The 16,523-nt window shown below is 42.7% G+C and carries 20 protein-coding genes; 7 read left to right on the top strand and 13 right to left on the bottom strand.

Annotated features, from left to right (window positions below; translation table 11 throughout):
- Nucleotides 1-6: 6 nt before the first annotated feature.
- From purU to FTU06_RS00705, 4 genes are all read left to right on the top strand, one after another.
- Nucleotides 7-873, top strand: a complete 867-nt coding sequence (purU, locus tag FTU06_RS00720; RefSeq protein WP_078192727.1) for a formyltetrahydrofolate deformylase — start codon at nucleotides 7-9, stop codon at nucleotides 871-873.
- 210 nt (nucleotides 874-1,083) lie between these two features.
- On the top strand, nucleotides 1,084-1,848 hold the full coding sequence (locus FTU06_RS00715) for a TonB family protein (RefSeq protein WP_111884065.1): 765 nt from the start codon (nucleotides 1,084-1,086) through the stop codon (nucleotides 1,846-1,848).
- A gap of 30 nt (nucleotides 1,849-1,878) precedes the next feature.
- Nucleotides 1,879-2,502 (top strand): MotA/TolQ/ExbB proton channel family protein, encoded by a 624-nt coding sequence (locus FTU06_RS00710; protein ID WP_078192725.1) that lies wholly within the window; start codon nucleotides 1,879-1,881, stop codon nucleotides 2,500-2,502.
- Entirely contained in the window at nucleotides 2,502-2,906 is a 405-nt protein-coding gene (locus FTU06_RS00705) for a biopolymer transporter ExbD (RefSeq protein ID WP_078189686.1), read from the top strand. The genes FTU06_RS00710 and FTU06_RS00705 overlap by 1 nt, the downstream gene beginning before the upstream one ends.
- A gap of 84 nt (nucleotides 2,907-2,990) precedes the next feature.
- On the opposite strand, the gene msrA is transcribed toward FTU06_RS00705, so the two are convergent.
- The 5 genes from msrA to thyA all read right to left on the bottom strand — a co-directional run bounded on the left by msrA (nucleotide 2,991) and on the right by thyA (nucleotide 6,770).
- The gene (gene msrA, locus FTU06_RS00700; RefSeq protein WP_180010195.1) at nucleotides 2,991-3,515 is read right to left on the bottom strand and encodes a peptide-methionine (S)-S-oxide reductase MsrA; all 525 of its coding nucleotides are present in this window, start codon (nucleotides 3,513-3,515) and stop codon (nucleotides 2,991-2,993) included.
- Between the two features lie 159 nt (nucleotides 3,516-3,674).
- Nucleotides 3,675-4,133, bottom strand: coding sequence for an META domain-containing protein (locus FTU06_RS00695; protein WP_168377884.1), 459 nt, complete (start codon nucleotides 4,131-4,133; stop codon nucleotides 3,675-3,677).
- Between the two features lie 84 nt (nucleotides 4,134-4,217).
- Nucleotides 4,218-5,288 carry a DUF4105 domain-containing protein gene (locus tag FTU06_RS00690; protein WP_180144341.1) on the bottom strand — a complete coding sequence of 357 codons (1,071 nt, stop codon included), beginning with the start codon at nucleotides 5,286-5,288 and terminating at the stop codon, nucleotides 4,218-4,220.
- Between the two features lie 27 nt (nucleotides 5,289-5,315).
- Nucleotides 5,316-5,828, bottom strand: a complete 513-nt coding sequence (locus tag FTU06_RS00685) for a dihydrofolate reductase (protein WP_168377882.1) — start codon at nucleotides 5,826-5,828, stop codon at nucleotides 5,316-5,318.
- A 99-nt stretch (nucleotides 5,829-5,927) separates the two neighbouring features.
- Entirely contained in the window at nucleotides 5,928-6,770 is an 843-nt protein-coding gene (gene thyA / locus FTU06_RS00680) for a thymidylate synthase (RefSeq protein WP_078189681.1), read from the bottom strand.
- 561 nt (nucleotides 6,771-7,331) lie between these two features.
- Here thyA and FTU06_RS00675 point away from each other — a divergent pair.
- On the top strand, nucleotides 7,332-7,844 hold the full coding sequence (locus tag FTU06_RS00675; RefSeq protein ID WP_168377881.1) for a peptidoglycan amidohydrolase family protein: 513 nt from the start codon (nucleotides 7,332-7,334) through the stop codon (nucleotides 7,842-7,844).
- 21 nt (nucleotides 7,845-7,865) lie between these two features.
- Here the strand turns inward: FTU06_RS00675 and FTU06_RS00670 are convergent, their stop codons facing one another.
- The 3 genes from FTU06_RS00670 to lgt form a co-directional block, all read right to left on the bottom strand.
- Nucleotides 7,866-8,234 (bottom strand): hypothetical protein, encoded by a 369-nt coding sequence (locus tag FTU06_RS00670; RefSeq protein ID WP_180144338.1) that lies wholly within the window; start codon nucleotides 8,232-8,234, stop codon nucleotides 7,866-7,868.
- The gene (locus tag FTU06_RS00665) at nucleotides 8,235-8,627 is read right to left on the bottom strand and encodes a hypothetical protein (protein ID WP_111884057.1); all 393 of its coding nucleotides are present in this window, start codon (nucleotides 8,625-8,627) and stop codon (nucleotides 8,235-8,237) included. It abuts the gene before it with no gap.
- 156 nt (nucleotides 8,628-8,783) lie between these two features.
- The gene (gene lgt / locus FTU06_RS00660; protein WP_078189677.1) at nucleotides 8,784-9,596 is read right to left on the bottom strand and encodes a prolipoprotein diacylglyceryl transferase; all 813 of its coding nucleotides are present in this window, start codon (nucleotides 9,594-9,596) and stop codon (nucleotides 8,784-8,786) included.
- 93 nt (nucleotides 9,597-9,689) lie between these two features.
- Between lgt and FTU06_RS00655 the strand changes: the two genes are divergently transcribed.
- Entirely contained in the window at nucleotides 9,690-10,469 is a 780-nt protein-coding gene (locus tag FTU06_RS00655) for an NRDE family protein (RefSeq protein WP_218946139.1), read from the top strand.
- 40 nt (nucleotides 10,470-10,509) lie between these two features.
- On the opposite strand, the gene FTU06_RS00650 is transcribed toward FTU06_RS00655, so the two are convergent.
- The 4 genes from FTU06_RS00650 to tatA all read right to left on the bottom strand — a co-directional run bounded on the left by FTU06_RS00650 (nucleotide 10,510) and on the right by tatA (nucleotide 14,424).
- Nucleotides 10,510-12,726 (bottom strand): PhoX family phosphatase, encoded by a 2,217-nt coding sequence (locus FTU06_RS00650; RefSeq protein ID WP_180144335.1) that lies wholly within the window; start codon nucleotides 12,724-12,726, stop codon nucleotides 10,510-10,512.
- Between the two features lie 220 nt (nucleotides 12,727-12,946).
- Complete coding sequence (gene tatC / locus FTU06_RS00645) at nucleotides 12,947-13,717, bottom strand: twin-arginine translocase subunit TatC (RefSeq protein WP_180113544.1); 771 nt, start codon at nucleotides 13,715-13,717, stop codon at nucleotides 12,947-12,949.
- Entirely contained in the window at nucleotides 13,714-14,190 is a 477-nt protein-coding gene (gene tatB / locus FTU06_RS00640; RefSeq protein WP_078189674.1) for a Sec-independent protein translocase protein TatB, read from the bottom strand. Before tatB ends, tatC begins: the two co-directional genes overlap by 4 nt.
- Before the next feature lie 12 nt (nucleotides 14,191-14,202).
- Complete coding sequence (gene tatA, locus FTU06_RS00635) at nucleotides 14,203-14,424, bottom strand: Sec-independent protein translocase subunit TatA (protein ID WP_078189673.1); 222 nt, start codon at nucleotides 14,422-14,424, stop codon at nucleotides 14,203-14,205.
- Nucleotides 14,425-14,565: 141 nt separating this feature from the next.
- On the opposite strand from tatA, the gene FTU06_RS00630 reads away from it, so the two are divergent.
- Nucleotides 14,566-15,447 (top strand): permease, encoded by an 882-nt coding sequence (locus FTU06_RS00630; RefSeq protein ID WP_180109056.1) that lies wholly within the window; start codon nucleotides 14,566-14,568, stop codon nucleotides 15,445-15,447.
- 395 nt (nucleotides 15,448-15,842) lie between these two features.
- On the opposite strand, the gene rdgB is transcribed toward FTU06_RS00630, so the two are convergent.
- Entirely contained in the window at nucleotides 15,843-16,466 is a 624-nt protein-coding gene (gene rdgB / locus FTU06_RS00625; protein ID WP_180065187.1) for an RdgB/HAM1 family non-canonical purine NTP pyrophosphatase, read from the bottom strand.
- Nucleotides 16,467-16,523: the final 57 nt, after the last annotated feature.

Here is a 16,523-nt window from a genome sequence, read left to right as displayed (position 1 = left end):
ACCAACATGAATATGTCGACCGCTAACACAGCACGCTTACTCATTACCTGTGAAGATAAACCAGGGATTGTGCAAGCTGTATCGAGCTTTTTGTATCATCAGGGAGCAAATATTACCGCACTTGATCAATACGCGACTGAAGCTCAAGGGGGGCGATACTTCATGCGTGTTGAGTTCGAATTGGACAATCTACAAAGCCGTAAAGAAAGTCTAACTCAAACATTTGCGAGCAATGTTGCTGAGCGTTACAACATGCACTGGCGTTTAGCTTTAGTCAGTGATGTGAAGAAAGTCGGTATCTTGGTGTCTAAAGTTGACCATGCTTTGCTTGAACTTTTATGGCGTCATGCACGTGGTGGTTTGCCATGTGAAATCACCAAAGTGGTCTCTAACCACGATGCTTTACGTGAATCTGTAGAAAATTTCGGTATTCCGTTTGAAGTGGTTCCTGTGAACAAAGAAAACAAACGTGAAGCTTATGAGCAAATTGATCAATTGATGCAAGGCAATGATTTATTGGTTCTTGCTCGTTATATGCAAATCTTAGACGAAGAATTTGTTCAAAAATGGGAAATGAAAGTGATCAACATTCACCATTCATTCCTCCCTGCCTTTGTTGGTGCGAACCCATATAAGCAAGCGCATGAAAAAGGTGTGAAGTTGATTGGTGCCACAGCGCATTATGTGACTGCTGATCTTGACCAAGGGCCGATTATTGAGCAAGACGTAGAGCGTGTAAGTCACGACTTTACTGTTGAGCAATTGCGTGAGTTAGGTCAGGACGTAGAGCGTAATGTACTCGCACGTGCAGTCAAATGGCATCTTGAAGATCGTATTATTGTCGATGGTAATAAAACTGTTGTATTTCAATAAAACGAGATAAATTTTTGAATAAAAGGGCATACTTTAGGTATGCCTTTTTTATATTATGATTAAAAAAAGTCATTAAAACTGGCGAATTAATAGTTGCAAATGAAAACACTTCTCATTTATTATTGCCGTACTTTAATTGTGCTAACCGATGAGCATGATTGTATTTTTGACAAAATAAATGCAATCGCTTCTTCAAGGTAACTGAGTTTAATGAGTCAATCTCCCGCTCCAATGATGCAATCACCTAACCCGATGAAAAAGAAAATCATTACTGCGCTTCTCGCTGTTGTGGTAGGGCATATGGGGGTATTGTGGGCGGTCAGCAATATGAAAGCACCAGAACTTAAACCGATTGAAAAAGATCCGATTAAAGTTCGCTTTGTGAAGATTGTTGAAGAGAAAAAACCAGAACCTCCGAAGCCAAAACCAGAACCGAAGAAAGAGCCACCAAAGCCAAAAGAAGTTAAAATTGTAGATAAGCCTTTACCACCTCCACCGAAGAAAGTGGAAAAAGTGGAACAGGTGAAAAAGAAAGATGCGCCGAAACCAACTGTTGAAGCGGTCAAAAACGTACCACCAACACCTGTTGTTTCAACTGTGGTTTCTGAAACGAAAGTCGTTCGTGTTGAACCAACACCTCCGGCACCTGTTGCACCACCACCTGCGCCTCCAGCACCACCTGCGCCACCGACACCTAAAACAGTCAGCATCGGTAATGGTGTCAGTTGGATTAAGAAACCTAATGTTCAATTTGAAGATGGTGAATTAAAAGCGTCGTGTACAGTTGAAGTTGCGATTGCAGCAAGTGCTGAAGGTAAAGTCGAATCAGCAACGATTAAAAACTCGACTTGTGGCGCTGCTGTGAACCGTAAAGTGACTGCAGCAGTGAAGCGTGCGCGTTTATCCAAATATATTGATAATGGTGTCGCAACTCCGACGCGAGTTGATCAACCATTTAACTTTAAACTTAATTAAGATTCCGGCTAACCCATTAGGAGTTCGAATATGAACTTTTCAGTTTATTGGCAACATGCAGATGCAGTCAGCAAAACACTGTATTTCGTGTTACTTGCAATGTCGATTGCGACTTGGACGATCTTCGTTCTTCGTATTATGGGCACACGTCAGCTCAAACAAGTGGCGTATAACCACCTTGCAGATGCACTAAGCAAACTGAAAGCGAAATTTGCTCCTTTGGCTTTTGAACAACGTAAGGCTGTGGCTGAACAAGCATTACTACGTCAAATTTCGGTAGAAAAAGCTAATGCTGAAAAAGGCGTATCTGTATTGGGTACGATTGCTTCAATTGCACCGTTCGTAGGTTTGTTCGGTACAGTGTGGGGTATTTTCCATGCCCTTGTAGCAGTGGGTAAAAGCGGTCAAGCGGGTTTAGCGCAAGTGGCAACTCCAGTCGGTGAAGCTTTGATCATGACCGGTCTTGGTTTGGCTGTGGCGATTCCTGCGGTATTGGCTTATAACATCTGTGTTCGTTTTAACCGTACACTGTCGAATGAATTGCAAGATCAAGCGCATGGTTTATTGATTGATACTATGTTGCAACAAGAATCTGCAGCGAAGAAAGAAGACGTGAAAACTGCACAGCAAAGTTTAGCTGGAGGTCAAGCTTAATGGCTTTTCAATTGGGTGAAGACAACGATGCTGGCATGAATGAGATGAACCTCATTCCGCTCATCGATATTATGTTGGTATTGATGATCATCTTCTTGGTGACTGCGACTGTTGCCAACCCATCAATTCCATTAACCTTGCCACAAACGACTGCAGAAGTGATTGATCTGCCGCCTGAAAGCGTAACCATCAGTATTAACTCAGCGGGTGATATCGCTTGGAATGGTGATATTGTGACGCTCGAAGATTTAGAAAGTCGTCTAAATACAGCTGGTCAGCAAGAGCGTAAACCTGCATTGGTCTTAAAAGCCGATAAAGAATCACGTTATGACACAGTTGCGCAAGTGATGTCGCGTGCGAGTGGAGCCGGACTCAGCGATATCGCCTTTGCCAGTGATAACTAAGCATTGAGCAAAGATAACTAAAAAAAGCGACTGAAATGTCGCTTTTTTTATGTCTCTATTTTGAAAAAATGTCGTACAAATAGATCACTCAGATTTGAGTAGGTCTTGAAATTTGCTACGTAATTTCATGAGTTTAGGTGGTATTGAAAAATTACAGTAGCCTTGGTTTGGGTTACGCGCAAAGAAGTTCTGATGATATTCTTCGGCAGGGTAGAAGGTCGGCATTGGACTCAGTTCAGTCACGATATTGATGCCTTCAGCTTTTAATTCTTCAATACGTTGTTCAGCGATTTGCTTTTGTGATTCGTCTTGATAGAAAATCACTGAGCGATACTGTGTACCGACATCATTGCCTTGACGGTTCAGCGTAGTGGGATCGTGGGTTGCGAAAAATACATCCAGCAATTGGCTAAAACTGATTTGGCTGTCATCAAAATTGATCTGAATGACTTCTGCATGTTGGGTATTTCCCTCACAGATTTGCTCATAGCTTGGATGCTGAGTAATTCCCCCTGCATAACCACTGACAACTGTTTGCACGCCCTGAAGTTGTAGAAAAACTGCTTCTACACACCAAAAGCATCCACCACCAAATACCGCTTGTTGCATAGTGAAATCCTATCTTGTTCCCTGATGTTTAATATGGGGTTATAGCTAAAAACTGCAATGTACGTCTGTATACTAATCACAAGTTTATGTGCATTAAATGTCTCTGGCATGACTGAACAGTGAATAAAAAAGTCTGCCGAAGCAGACTTTTAAAATGATTTAACGCGGTTGAACGGCGCTTTCATATTGAATTAATAAATTGCCATGACGGTCTAGTAATTTCAAAGTTTTTCCAAAAACTTGATAATGCGTTACCTTTTCGAGTGCTGCATGGTACTGTCGGTCTAGCCCATTGTTATTGAGACAAGCCATCTGTGTCGCTGCAATCGGGCCAAACGTTATAGTGTCTTTGCCAGCATTATAGCCGCCCATTATACGATTACAGCCATCTGCACCTGAGACACGTTTTGAAGCCGCATCGAATTGAATGCTTGGAATATTATGCGCATTGGGTGCTGTTTTGATTGGGGTGTTGCCAATCTGAGTGGCAATCCAAGTACGGTTTTGTAATAGGTTTAAATTTTCAGTTATGGTGTTGTCTTGTGCAGGCATGCTTTCACAGCCTGTCACCACTAAAGTTGAAACCAAAGTTGCAGCAACAAATATTTGTTTTAGCATCGGAATTTCCCCGTGGAAGCATTTCAACTATCTAAGCAAATATCGCACAGATAAGCTAGCCATATTTGTATCATTATTTAAGAATTACAATTGATTGGCGCTTGGATTTGAATGTGAATGCGGCAAACCTTGTCGAATTAATTTGGAATATTGTTCACTGCTCAGTTGCTTGATTTGAGAGACACGAGGGTTAACATGGGCTTTTTGATACCATGTTTTCATATCCCAATTTTGGTCTATGGCATGGAGGTCATATAAATAATTCGGCAAATAACCGGATGCAAATAAGCGGTAATCGGTTGGAAGTTGATGTTTGGAAACGGCTTGAATCATGTCAAACACCAGTGTTGTACAATTACTAGTGAGTGTGTTGTACCATTTGGGTTGAGTCTGCAGTTCATCGGCTTTATGGAGATATTCTACAAACAGCGCCTGCATTTCAGATTTTGGCATGTTTACGGGGAAGAAATAGACCTGTTCTCCGCGTGTATTGCTGCGGGTATAGATGATATCTTTTTCATCTGATGCAATGAGGCTCAGTTCATATTTACGGAAAAAACCACCAATCGCAGAGAATTCTTCGTTTTTCTCTTTGCGAATTTCAATCGAAAACGTTAGCGGTGGTCGGTCAGCAAAATCAAAACTGACCAGAGTATGGGCAATTTTCGGCCCCATCCAATACGAGGTAATGATGTTGACGCCATTGATTTGACTCAGGTCATATTGGCGAGTTTCCCAACGCGGGGTAAAGCTACCATCGGCATGCCAGTCGAAATTACGCACATTGTGTAAGGTGACCAGATTGCCTTGCTTTTCATAATGCAGAATTTCTGCCACTTCAGGATTCCATTCACGATCTTGACGCGCTTCCATGCCAAAATACCAAAATAGACCGCAAATAAAGCCCACTATATAAATCAAGACATCTTTACGACGGCTAAAAAAGTGTTGGGTAATATAGATGCCTAAAATGCTCAGGGCAAAAGCAATCCAGATTCCAATGATAATGCGGCTGCCTAACCAGCCTGCCGGTTGCTGTATCCACAGGGCAGCACAAAGCCAAATCGAAGAACAGAGGACAAACACACTAAATAGAGCATGAAGAATACTTCGCCCTATTTTTTTGAACATTGCTTGTTGGTCACTCTGTTGCATATTTTTCTTTTAGCTTAAGATTTTTCTTTATTTTCGGTAAGTTGCGAACTCAAAAGCAATCCCAGTTTTGTCGTCGATATGTTGTTCTGACGCCACTTTTTGAAAGTCCGCAGGAATTTCAGGATAATGCGCATCACCTTGAACATCCAGTTCAACATGCGTGAGTTCTAAACGGTCTGCGATGCCGATGGTTTGCTTAAAAATTTCACCACCACCAATAATAAAAAGACTCGTTGGTTTTTCTGAACTTGCGACATCAGCAACAGCTTGCGTTAACGCCTCGTCGATACTATATGCGACTTTGGTGCCTTCAAATGACCAATTGCTATCTCGTGTAATGACCCAATTGACACGCTTCGGAAGGGTACGTCCCATAGACTCTAAGGTTTTGCGTCCCATAACCACTACACCACCTTGGGTGATGGCTTTAAAGTGCTGTAAATCGGCAGAAATATGCCACGGCAAATCATTACCTTTACCAATGCAGCGCTGCTGATCCATAGCGACAACGTGCACGATTTCTAAATTTTGAAATGCCATAGTTTGAACTCAAATAGCCGAATTATTTGTCGTCTATTAGAATGCAAAATCCCGCTTGAGGTAAAGCGGGATTTTGCTTTTCACTTGGGATTTCTGAAATTAAACCGCAACAGGGGCTTTAATCGCAGGATGTGATTCATAACCTACGATTTCAATATCTTCAAATTTAAAATCGAAAAGATCGGTAATTTCAGGATTGAGTTTTAATTGGCACAGACCCATTGGTTCACGTGTCAATTGCAACTGCGCTTGTTCGAAATGGTTGGCATATAAATGTGTATCCCCACCGGTCCAAACGAAGTCGCCTACACCTAGACCACAAACTTGCGCAATCATGTGTGTTAACAGGGCATAGCTGGCAATGTTAAACGGCACACCCAAAAAAACGTCAGCACTGCGTTGATATAATTGGCAGGATAATTTTCCGTTTTGGACAAAAAATTGGAACAAGGTATGGCATGGTGGCAATGCAACATTACCTGCCTCATTTGGGTTCCAACCCGACACGATTAGACGACGAGAGTTAGGATTGGTTTTGATTTCATTGACCAACCATTTAATTTGGTCAAAACCATCTTGTTCATATAGGCCATCGGCTTTTTTGGTTGCACCGAAATTACGCCATTGATGACCGTAAACAGGACCTAATTCGCCAGCAGGACGACCAAAACGCGCAGTTTGTTCTGCTGTAGACCATTCATCCCAAATGGAAACTTTATTGTCTTGCAAATATTGAACATTGGTATCGCCTTTAAGGAACCACAGTAGTTCAATCACGATAGAGCGGAAATGAACTTTTTTGGTGGTGAGTAAAGGGAAACCTTGAGAAAGATCGAAGCGCATTTGATGACCAAATACAGAACGTGTTCCCGTACCCGTACGGTCGCCCTTGTCGCCGCCGTTGTCGAGAATGTGTTGTAAAAGGTCTAAATACTGGCGCATGTCTCTCTCATAATTTGCTAAATTTCTTGTGGCACATATTAGCTTGTTTTGCGTGAGGAAGGAACTGCGATGGGCGCTTGAATATGGTCGGGTTTAAAAAATCAAAAACATACGGTGTTTATTGGGTGATGACCAAATTTTGCAGGCAACAAGCGCTGAATTGTCTGAGTTGAAGACGTCTATTTATAACAATTACATCAAGTGTTAACGAGACAATATGTCTGTTCAATCAAGCACGAGCTTAGAAGACTTAAGCTCTATTGTTTATATATTGAGCGATGTTACATTCGCAGCGTTGAAAAAAATACAGATAAGTTTGATTAAAAAAATATACGTGATTTTTCTCATTTTAAAGAGGTGGTTTTGGGCTGCTATTTCCGAATAAGAGTTTGATATCAAAAATAAATCCAATTGAATTAAAAATAGACGATCGTATTTAAATGTGAAGATTTGTTTAAGAAATCTTACATTTTTTACATGAAAAAACATGATTTACGCGGTACTATCACCCTCGTTAAAATTTTTGAATGCCTAAATATAGGCGGGAGTGTGGGTTAAAGAATGGCTTATGATCACAATGTAAACTTGAGTGAAGTGCATGCTCCAGTTCAGGCAAATATCATAATTCGTTCTCAGGCGAGTAAAAATACGGGCAAGTCCAATACCACTCAAAAAGCAGCGACTAAAAATGTGGTATCCCGAAATGGTCAGCGTATCGATATCGATCGTTTGACTGGATTTTTACAAGGCATTACCCGCCAAAGAAGTACTCAGAAATGTGCCCGCAGTGTTCGTTTAGCACTTGAGTCCGCAGGGGCACGTTTTAACGGTCACCCCGTTGCCGCAGCAGACTGGGGCAGCACATTACAAAAAATTGGTTATCAAAAAATTAATTTAGCGTTTGATCGACCAAAGAAAGGCGATATTTATATTATCGACCGCAATCAAAGTAGCCGTTATGGTCATATCGCAGCATATTCAGGTAAGGATTGGGTGTCTGATTATCGTCAAGCGGGTTATGCGGTCTATCGAACTCCAAATGTGAAATATAGCTATTATCGCTTAGCGGATTGATAATCCTTCAGTGAAAAAAGGTTAGTCTTCAAACCTTTTTGCACGCTGACTGTAGATCGAGACGATAAATAATCCAATTGCCGCAAAGCCCATACATTGCAGCGCTAAAATCCAGCGTTGCTCATTGGGTAGAAAATAAATTAAGCACACTAAACATAAAATTGGCAAAGTAGCCAAACCGCATTTTAATGACGGAGACAGTGTTTTTAGTTTGTCTTGTCTGAGCTTATAAAGCAGATCAATCATCAAACCAATCGCTAAACTTATGCCCGCAAAGCGGGGATCTAGTTGTTTTTGTTCAGCGCATAGAAAAATAAGCACACAGGTACTGATACAAATGATGAGCTTGATTTGTCGGTTACAGCGCTCAGAGTACCAAAACGTCAGCATTTAAATTTTACCTTGGGGTGAAGTTTTCTCGTTTTTATTCAGTAGAGAAATCGGGGAGAGTAGGCAGATTGCCAAAGCCATGAAGCCAATGCCTTGAGCACCCGGGATCAGAATTTCACCCCTATTCATGTTGATAAAAACCAATGCCAACAGCAGTGCAATCGGTATCCACGTCAATAAACGATAGAGCAAACCTGTTGGGTTTTTTGCTGCAAAATGAATCTTGCAATAACGACAAATCAGGAAAATGACGCCTGTACCCATGAACATTAGAATGGCTTGAAGTGTTAGGGGTTCCATCCAATACAGAACACCGGTCAGTACGACCATCGCAATAAAAAACAGGATTTTTTTAAGTACAGAAACGCTGGGGTTAAACCAAAATTCAAGCATGGATCGATAGTTTTAAAATAAGCTGAATAAACTTTAGCACAGATCAGTTGTCTAATTCAGTCACTTCATGTGGAGTAAATGCGTATGAAGGAATAAATTTCAGCGCATAAAAAAGCGAGGCTTAGACCTCGCTTGCTTAAAGACAATTATAAAATATTAATGATTTTTTTGTGGACCCCAGTCATAGATTTTTTTCTGGTAGGCATACCACATCATCCATAGGCCAATCAGAATCATCGGAACCGTCAGGAACTGACCTTTACTCATCCATCCAATGAACAGTTGACCATTGTCCGGCTCACGGAAGAATTCAACGGTGAAGCGTGCGATACCATATCCGATAAGGAACAAGGCTGAAACGGCATAACGTGGACGAGGTTTTGAACTAAACCACCACAGCACGATAAACAGAATTAAACCTTCACAGAGTGCTTGATAAAGCTGCGACGGATGGCGCACCAACTGAAGTGGATCGGTTGGGAAGATCATACCGAAAGCAAAATTTGGGTCAGTCACTGCACGACCATATAGTTCGCCACCAATAAAGTTGCCAATACGACCAAACATTAAGCCTGTCGGAACGCAGGGTGCAATAAAGTCGAGGGTCTGGAACCAAGTCATTTTATATTTCTTGCACCACAGTAACATGGCAATCATGACACCAAGGAAACCCCCATGGAAGCTCATGCCGCCTGTCCAAACTTGGAATAGCCACAATGGGTTGGCAAGGAACTGATCGAAACCATAAAAGAAGACATAGCCAAAGCGTCCACCAATCACGACACCCAATGCACCGTAGAAAATCAGGTCTGAGACCATTTCTGCGTTCCAGCCGTCACGTTGTTTTGCACGGTAGGTTGCCAAGCCCCATGCAAATAAAAAGGCCAATAAATACATCAGACCATACCAGTGAACTTGTAGTGGCCCCAGTGATATCGCCACAGGGTCGATATTTGGATATGTCAGCATTGCTGTTCCTTGTCATTATGTTTTGCACAGATTTTAGCTGAATGTGCTGAAAAATGTTGTACATTCAATGTGTAAAGATATTGAGAGTTGAATATGTGCATTGTGGCTTTTGCTTGGCAGGTCTTGGATGACATGCCACTCTGCCTGATTTCGAATCGTGATGAGTTTTATCATCGACCGACGGCAGGCCTAAAGCAATGGGTAGATAGTCCGATTATTGCAGGGCAGGACTTACAGTCTGGTGGAACATGGATGGGGATAACCGCTCAAGGGCGTTGGGCGATTGTGACCAATTTTCGTGATGGTCGTGATCAGACCACATATCCCACTTCACGTGGCGCTTTGATTCAGCAATTTTTAGAATCTGAGCAAACGCCCATTCGGTTTGCGCAAGCACTGGAACAAATCCAATGTAATTATGCTGGCTTTAATTTATTCGTTGGCGATGCCACTCAAGCCGTTTATATGAGTAATCGCGGTGAAGCACCACAAGTCTTAGCCAAAGGGGTGTATGTCACATCCAATGGTTTAATGACTGAACATTGGGAAAAGACCCGACATTTACGCAAACGTTTCACTCAAGAATTTTTGCCGATGCTACAAAGCCAGCAACCACAGGCGGATATAGACGCTGCTGCGTGGGATATTTTGGAAGATGAACGTAAAATCATTCCATCATTGTTACCCAATACTGGGATTCAGGCGGAAATGGAACATTTGCTGTCTTCAACCTTTATTCAAAGTCCGGTGTATGGCACCCGCTGTTCAAATTTATTGTGTATGCGGGATTCACAGTGGCATTGGCAGGAAAAACAGCAGCAGGGTGAGCAACAAGGACAGATCACCCAGATACAAGTGCATTTAAAGGTATAAAAAAAGCCGACGATTCGTCGGCTTATTTTTTAAAGGTGTTTTATGCGGTTTTTTGTGTTGGCTGAGCTTGTTCTACCGCTTCGCCAGCAATCACTCGACCATCTTTACGGGTGATGACAACGGTCGCTGAGCGAGGACGTGAGGTCGCTGCAGCATTGGTTTGTGATGCCGGCCAGTGGCTGGTCGGTTCAGAATAGGATGCTGAATCTTCACCGGGATGTTGCACATTGATAAAAATCGCTTTGTAGTCAGGTGTCATTGTTACACCTGTGATTTCACACTCTTTTGGTCCGGTCAGGAAGCGACGTAAGTTTTCATCATTCAGTTTTGCCCCCACAATGGTTTCTTGACCCGATGAGGTCGTGGCTTTCGAGCCGTCACCGACTTGACCCGGAAGTGCAGCAAGCATCATACAGTTGGTGGTATCGGTATAAGCACCGTCATCAGTTTGAATCCATAACACACCACGTGGGTCGAACCACATCCCATCAGGTGATGACAAGTCATTATTGTCATTTAGACCAGATAAGTTAATGTTGCTCGCCATTTTTGCTTCAGCACCAAACAGGTAAATATCCCAAGTAAAGCTGAGTGCTGTGGTTGTATCACCATCTTCACGGAAACGGATAATATGACCGTTGACATTGCCTTTACCACCTTCAGGGTCGGTGTAGTTACGAGGGTTGGCAGCATCTAGTGCATGCGTCGTACCACGGTTCGAGTTATTGGTGAGGGTCACATAGACTTCACCATTGTCTGGATGCACAGCGACCCATTCAGGACGGTCCATTTTGGTAGCACCGACAGCATCTGCGGCAAGACGTGCGAAGGTCAGCACATCTGCTTGTGAACTAAACGGATACACGCTGTTGCTTTGGTTTAAACCATTGACGTTATAGCTCAATTCAATCCATTGACCTTTGCCGTCATTGTTAAATTTGGCAACGTATAACTTACCGTTGTTCATGTATTTGTCACCTGCAGCATAGCCACCGTTGACATCTTTTTTATTCCATTTTTGGTCGGATACAAATTTATAGATGTATTCACCGCGTGAGTCATCACCCATGTAAAACGCAAGGTTGTCATCTTCACGTAAGCGACTTGCACGGCAGTCTTCATGTGCAAAGCGACCCAGTGCTGTACGTTTTACGGGGTTTTCACGACGGTCAAATGGGTCGATTTCGACAATCCAACCAAAGGTGTTTGGACCATTACGATAATCTTCTGCTGCCTGAGTACCGGTAACATTCGCTGACCAACGGTCATATAAATCTTGTGACTCATTACTTCCAATCGCCGTTTCCCAACCATAGCGTGAGTTCGCACCCGCTTTTAGGCCATAACGGTTGAGTGCCACAATTTCAGCCGGACTACGTTTGGCATCATCGTCTTTTGCACGAGCGAAGTAACCAATGAAGTTTTCTTCTGTTGTCAGGTAAGTGCCCCAAGGGGTATAGCCATTACCGCAGTTGTTGTGTGTACCACGGGTTTGCTGGCTATTGGTTGAAAATTTCGTGCAAACTAAGCTTGAGCCTGCAACAGGGCCTTTAAAGTCCATTACGGTCGATGCGGTAATACGACGGTTAAATGGAGAGTTTTGTACCAGTTTAACGGCTTGAGTCTTGCTGTCTTTTTCAATTTGAATCACAGAAACACCGTGTGCATTGACTTCACGGATAACTTCATCTTCAGGGCGACGACCTTCCACTTTGGTTGGGCCTTGCGGGTGTAAGAAGATCGGATTGATGTATTCATGGTTCATCACCAACAAACCTTGGTCTGACTGCTTGGCATCATAACGTCCAGAGGTGGTATTTAAACCAAAGAAGCTCATACCGTCATGGCAGTCACCAGAGCGGAATTGGAAGCTCGGGCCAGAAGGAACATTGTTATCATCCCACGCTGGGTATGCAGGGTTAATCGAGTCACCCATCGCATATAGTACATGCGCTTGATAGCCTTCAGGAACAGTCACAATATCGTCTAAATTCTTTTTCACTGGTGTGAAATTGAACTTGGTCGGTTTTTGATTTGGATCGGTAACTGGTGGTTTGGTATTGCTATTTGAATCTGAGTCATTGTCATCATTACACCCCGTTAATGAAGATGCCAATGCAAGTGCGACTGCACCACTCGCAGTCTTGGTAATCAAGCTACGACGGCTGATGCGCTGTTCTAAAATGTCACGAAAATGAAGGTTATCCGAAGTGTTGTTATCAAGTTCTTGATCTTCGTTATATGGCATGTTTGTCATGAATTTAAATCCTGGCAAAGGTGTGCTGGGTAAAAGTTGATCACATAAAACTATCGATAAAATATGACAATGCTTTGAAGCTAATGTTGCAAACTGATGAAATAGGCGTTTAGATTTCGCTGCATGAAAATTGCAAAACATTAAATGGGCGCATAAAAAAAGAGGCTGAGATAGCCTCTTAGGTGTAAAACTCACCAAAATTGTCGAAAAATAAGTTTGTTTAAGGTGCAGATGCACGTCGTTTTTCAATCAGCTTGCCAAAGAATAAACCCAGCTCAAACAGCATCCACATGGGAATGGCCAACATGATCATCGAAAGCGCATCGGGTGGCGTGGCAAACATGGCGACAAAAAAACAGCCGACGATAATAAAACGACGCTTCTCCACCAAGGTTTGAGTAGACACCACCCCGATCAAAATCAAAATTAGCGTGATGATGGGAATTTCAAAGGTCAGCCCAAACACCAAAAAAAGCTTTAAGCAGAAACTTAAATAACTATTGATGTCCGTCATTGGGGCGACTGTTTCAGGGGAAACACTCATAAAAAAATGTAGGATGGAGGGCAGGGCAACCCAATAGGCAAATGCAATTCCGGCATAGAAGAGGACGATACTGCCGAATAATAAGGGCATCGCCAAATGCCGCTCTTTTTCATACAGTGCAGGTTTGATGAAGGCCCAAAGTTGATAAATCACGAAGGGCATCGCGAGCATTAGCGCGACAAAGAAATTCAGCTTAAACGGCGCCATAAAGGTGGCGGTTACATCCGTTGCAATCATGGATGAGGTCATTGGCAGTTGAGCACGCAGTGGCTCTGACATCAATTGATAGCTTTGATTGGCAAAGGGCAATAAACAAAAGAACAGAATCAAAATGAGTCCTGTAATTTTGATCAAATGCCGACGCAAAATCACCAAATGTTTGGTGATTGGCATTTCTTCCAAATCAGGCACAGTGTTCTGTGAATTATTCAGTGAAAGATCTGTCATACGGCCACCTGATATTCTGCTAATGCATCGGTCGAACTTAATGTAGGAGCTTGGTCTGTTTTAATCTCGTGCTTTTTTTTCATTTGGGGTGTAGCCACGGCAAAGATCGTGCTCTGACCACGTTCGATGTACTGATAACGTGGGGATAAATTTTTATTGTCAGGTAGGACGGCTTCTTGTTGTTTTTGCGCAGTCTGTTCTATGGGGTGTTGCGTTTGTTGCAATTCATTCATCTGCGCCTGCATACGCGCTTCGAGCTGTTGAATACGTTGCATTTCTTTTTGCATTTCTTCACGAAGTTCGGACATGCGAAGTTCACGGTCAATATCTGTTTGCACGTTACTGATCAGTCGTTTAACTTTCCCGTACCATTTACCTGCAAAGCGGATACCTTCAGGCAGTTTTTCTGGGCCGAGTACGATCAGCGCAATAATGCTGAACACCAGTAATTCGCTAATACCAATATTAAGCATTATGACAACCCCTTAGCTTTGAACTGAGGAATTGGTTTTATTTTGAGCTTCATGCTCTAGCGTGCGAGGCTCATTAAGCTGCGTATTTGCTGCGTCTTCATCACGCATCGATTTTTTGAAATCTTTGACCGCGCCGCCGACATCTTTACCCAAGTTTTTTAGCTTAGAGGTACCAAAGAGTAAAATCACCACAATTGCAAAAATCAGTACATGCCAAATCGATAGTCCAGCCATCTTGTTATCCTCTTGTTGGTTTGCACAACATTTCAGCAGTTGTAGATGACAGTGAAGTGACCAAGATGTTGCAGTTTAAAGACAGCCGCGAAGCTTATGTTCAGTGTTACTATGCATGGATTGAGCAGTGAGGGTGGTGTAGTGGCGTTTCTTCTTCCGATATTGGGTTTTTTAAGTGGCCTCGGATTGGCATCATTATCAGGAACCGCATCGCTCAAATCGATTTTTTCTAGCTTACTTGCACGCTGTTTTATTCCAGCCGTAATCATCTACAACATGGTGTTCTATCAAGCAGGCAGTTTAGCGCTGATGCTCTTTAGCTTTAGTGTTGCCGTGCTGATGTTTTATTTATTTCGCTGGCTGTTAAAAGATAGTTTACGTGCCTTGTGTGTCAGTTATTTGAACTTGGCTTGGCTGGGTTTTCCTTTTGCATTAGCATTGTTCGGCCCTGAAATTAGTGCAGCGATGGTGGCTTTGTATGTCGGTGGTTCTATCTTTGGCAATATGTGGGCTGTTACAGCCGTCAGTTCAGCCCAACTACCATGGTCGAGCGTGATTCAAAAAGTGGCGATGTCACCGCCTGTATTTGCCTTGATGATTGCAGGTGTCTGTCGAATAGTTGGATTACAACATTTAGAAGAACATCAGATCTTAGATTGGCTGTATCAGGCTGCAAAAATTGGAATGAGTTTCACAGGAATGTGTGTCTTAGGCATGTGGCTGCGTCAAACCAAGGTACAATGGCGTGATCTGATTAACAGTAGTCGTATTTATGCGATGAAACTCACCGTTGGCGCGGTGATCTGTAGTTTGAGTTATGCCTTTCTTCCAATTCCCCAGATCGAGAAATATATTGGGGTGATGTTCATGCTGTTCTGCTTACCCCCTGCAGCCAATATTGTTGCTTTAGAAACACATTATCAAGGAACAGGCACTTCGGCACGTTATATTGCTTCAGGTACGATTATGAGCTGCATCGTCGTTAGTTTTTATGGGTTAATTTTGCATCTTTTTTCGCTTTAAAATGAAAAGTGAATTATAGATGCCCGCAAAGGGCGACTACTTGAGCTGTTTTCGAATCTGCCAATCACGCACGAGGGCATATATCATCGCGATACCTATCAGGCCTGGAAATCCAACCTGACCTTGCGACAGATTAAGCATGATCGACAGTACGATCAACACTGCAAAAATAACGTAAGTGGTACGAAAGCCTGAGGTGAGCGGGTAGGTTAGTTGCGCATGGCAATGAGGGCAGCTTAGTTTTTGAAAACCAAGAAATGAGCGTGTTGGGATTTCAGTTGAAGTGTGATGGCAAGCGTTGCATATGATCTGTATCGGTTGAAGTGCCATAATTATTCTATTTTTATTCAGGGATTGGAGTTAATCTTTGGCATTAAGATTAACTCCAATTCGAATTATTTCAAACTTGCTTTAAATAATTTCATCGCCTGACCACGATGGCTGATTTTATTTTTTTCTTCTTTTGATAATTCAGCGCTAGAAACGTTTAGTTCAGGCAGCCAAAACAGTGGGTCATAGCCAAAGCCATTTTCACCACGTGCTGCTTCCATCACTTCACCGCGCCAAATCCCTTGGAAAATTTGTGGGAGTGGGTCTTCTGCATGTTGGACCAAAGCCAAGACACATACAAACATCCCTTCGATGGCTTCACCCTCTTTACGGAGTGGTTTGAGGTCAGCAAGCAACTTGGCATTGTTAGCGGCATCATTGCCATGTTCACCTGCATAGCGCGCAGAGTAAATCCCTGGTGCGCCACCGAGTACAGGAACGCAAATGCCAGAATCATCTGCAATGGCTGGCTTGCCTGAAATTTTCGACGCATGACGCGCTTTAATAATGGCATTTTCAACAAAGCTTAGGCCGTCTTCGATGGCATCTTCAATGTTCAACTGACCTTGAGGAATCACTTCAACAGGAAGATTAAGCTCGGCAAACATTTTTTCAAATTCTGCAATTTTACCTTTGTTGTTGCTCGCCAGAACCAAAGTGCCTTGAGATAACCAATTAGATGAAGCCATGCAGAATCGCTCTTTATGTTGAATATTGAAAAGTATTTTAACGGATTTAACGTATCT

The organism is Acinetobacter sp. YH12052, assembly GCF_013419835.1.
Classification (GTDB): domain Bacteria; phylum Pseudomonadota; class Gammaproteobacteria; order Pseudomonadales; family Moraxellaceae; genus Acinetobacter; species Acinetobacter amyesii.
This window is presented reverse-complemented; position numbering and strand designations above follow the sequence as displayed.

Bases quoted from the DNA above. Each gene is read 5' to 3' on its own strand.
- tatA (WP_078189673.1), bottom strand. From the start codon at position 14,424: ATGGCTGGACTATCGATTTGGCATGTACTGATTTTTGCAATTGTGGTG.
- tatC (WP_180113544.1), bottom strand. From the start codon at position 13,717: ATGACAGATCTTTCACTGAATAATTCACAGAACACTGTGCCTGATTTG.
- thyA (WP_078189681.1), bottom strand. From the start codon at position 6,770: ATGCGCCAGTATTTAGACCTTTTACAACACATTCTCGACAACGGCGGC.
- FTU06_RS00675 (WP_168377881.1), top strand. From the start codon at position 7,332: ATGGCTTATGATCACAATGTAAACTTGAGTGAAGTGCATGCTCCAGTT.
- FTU06_RS00695 (WP_168377884.1), bottom strand. From the start codon at position 4,133: ATGCTAAAACAAATATTTGTTGCTGCAACTTTGGTTTCAACTTTAGTG.
- purU (WP_078192727.1), top strand. From the start codon at position 7: ATGAATATGTCGACCGCTAACACAGCACGCTTACTCATTACCTGTGAA.
- msrA (WP_180010195.1), bottom strand. From the start codon at position 3,515: ATGCAACAAGCGGTATTTGGTGGTGGATGCTTTTGGTGTGTAGAAGCA.
- FTU06_RS00665 (WP_111884057.1), bottom strand. From the start codon at position 8,627: ATGCTTGAATTTTGGTTTAACCCCAGCGTTTCTGTACTTAAAAAAATC.
- tatB (WP_078189674.1), bottom strand. From the start codon at position 14,190: ATGCTTAATATTGGTATTAGCGAATTACTGGTGTTCAGCATTATTGCG.
- FTU06_RS00705 (WP_078189686.1), top strand. From the start codon at position 2,502: ATGGCTTTTCAATTGGGTGAAGACAACGATGCTGGCATGAATGAGATG.
- FTU06_RS00690 (WP_180144341.1), bottom strand. From the start codon at position 5,288: ATGCAACAGAGTGACCAACAAGCAATGTTCAAAAAAATAGGGCGAAGT.
- FTU06_RS00710 (WP_078192725.1), top strand. From the start codon at position 1,879: ATGAACTTTTCAGTTTATTGGCAACATGCAGATGCAGTCAGCAAAACA.
- FTU06_RS00655 (WP_218946139.1), top strand. From the start codon at position 9,690: ATGTGCATTGTGGCTTTTGCTTGGCAGGTCTTGGATGACATGCCACTC.
- FTU06_RS00715 (WP_111884065.1), top strand. From the start codon at position 1,084: ATGAGTCAATCTCCCGCTCCAATGATGCAATCACCTAACCCGATGAAA.
- FTU06_RS00670 (WP_180144338.1), bottom strand. From the start codon at position 8,234: ATGCTGACGTTTTGGTACTCTGAGCGCTGTAACCGACAAATCAAGCTC.
- FTU06_RS00650 (WP_180144335.1), bottom strand. From the start codon at position 12,726: ATGACAAACATGCCATATAACGAAGATCAAGAACTTGATAACAACACT.
- FTU06_RS00685 (WP_168377882.1), bottom strand. From the start codon at position 5,828: ATGGCATTTCAAAATTTAGAAATCGTGCACGTTGTCGCTATGGATCAG.
- lgt (WP_078189677.1), bottom strand. From the start codon at position 9,596: ATGCTGACATATCCAAATATCGACCCTGTGGCGATATCACTGGGGCCA.
- rdgB (WP_180065187.1), bottom strand. From the start codon at position 16,466: ATGGCTTCATCTAATTGGTTATCTCAAGGCACTTTGGTTCTGGCGAGC.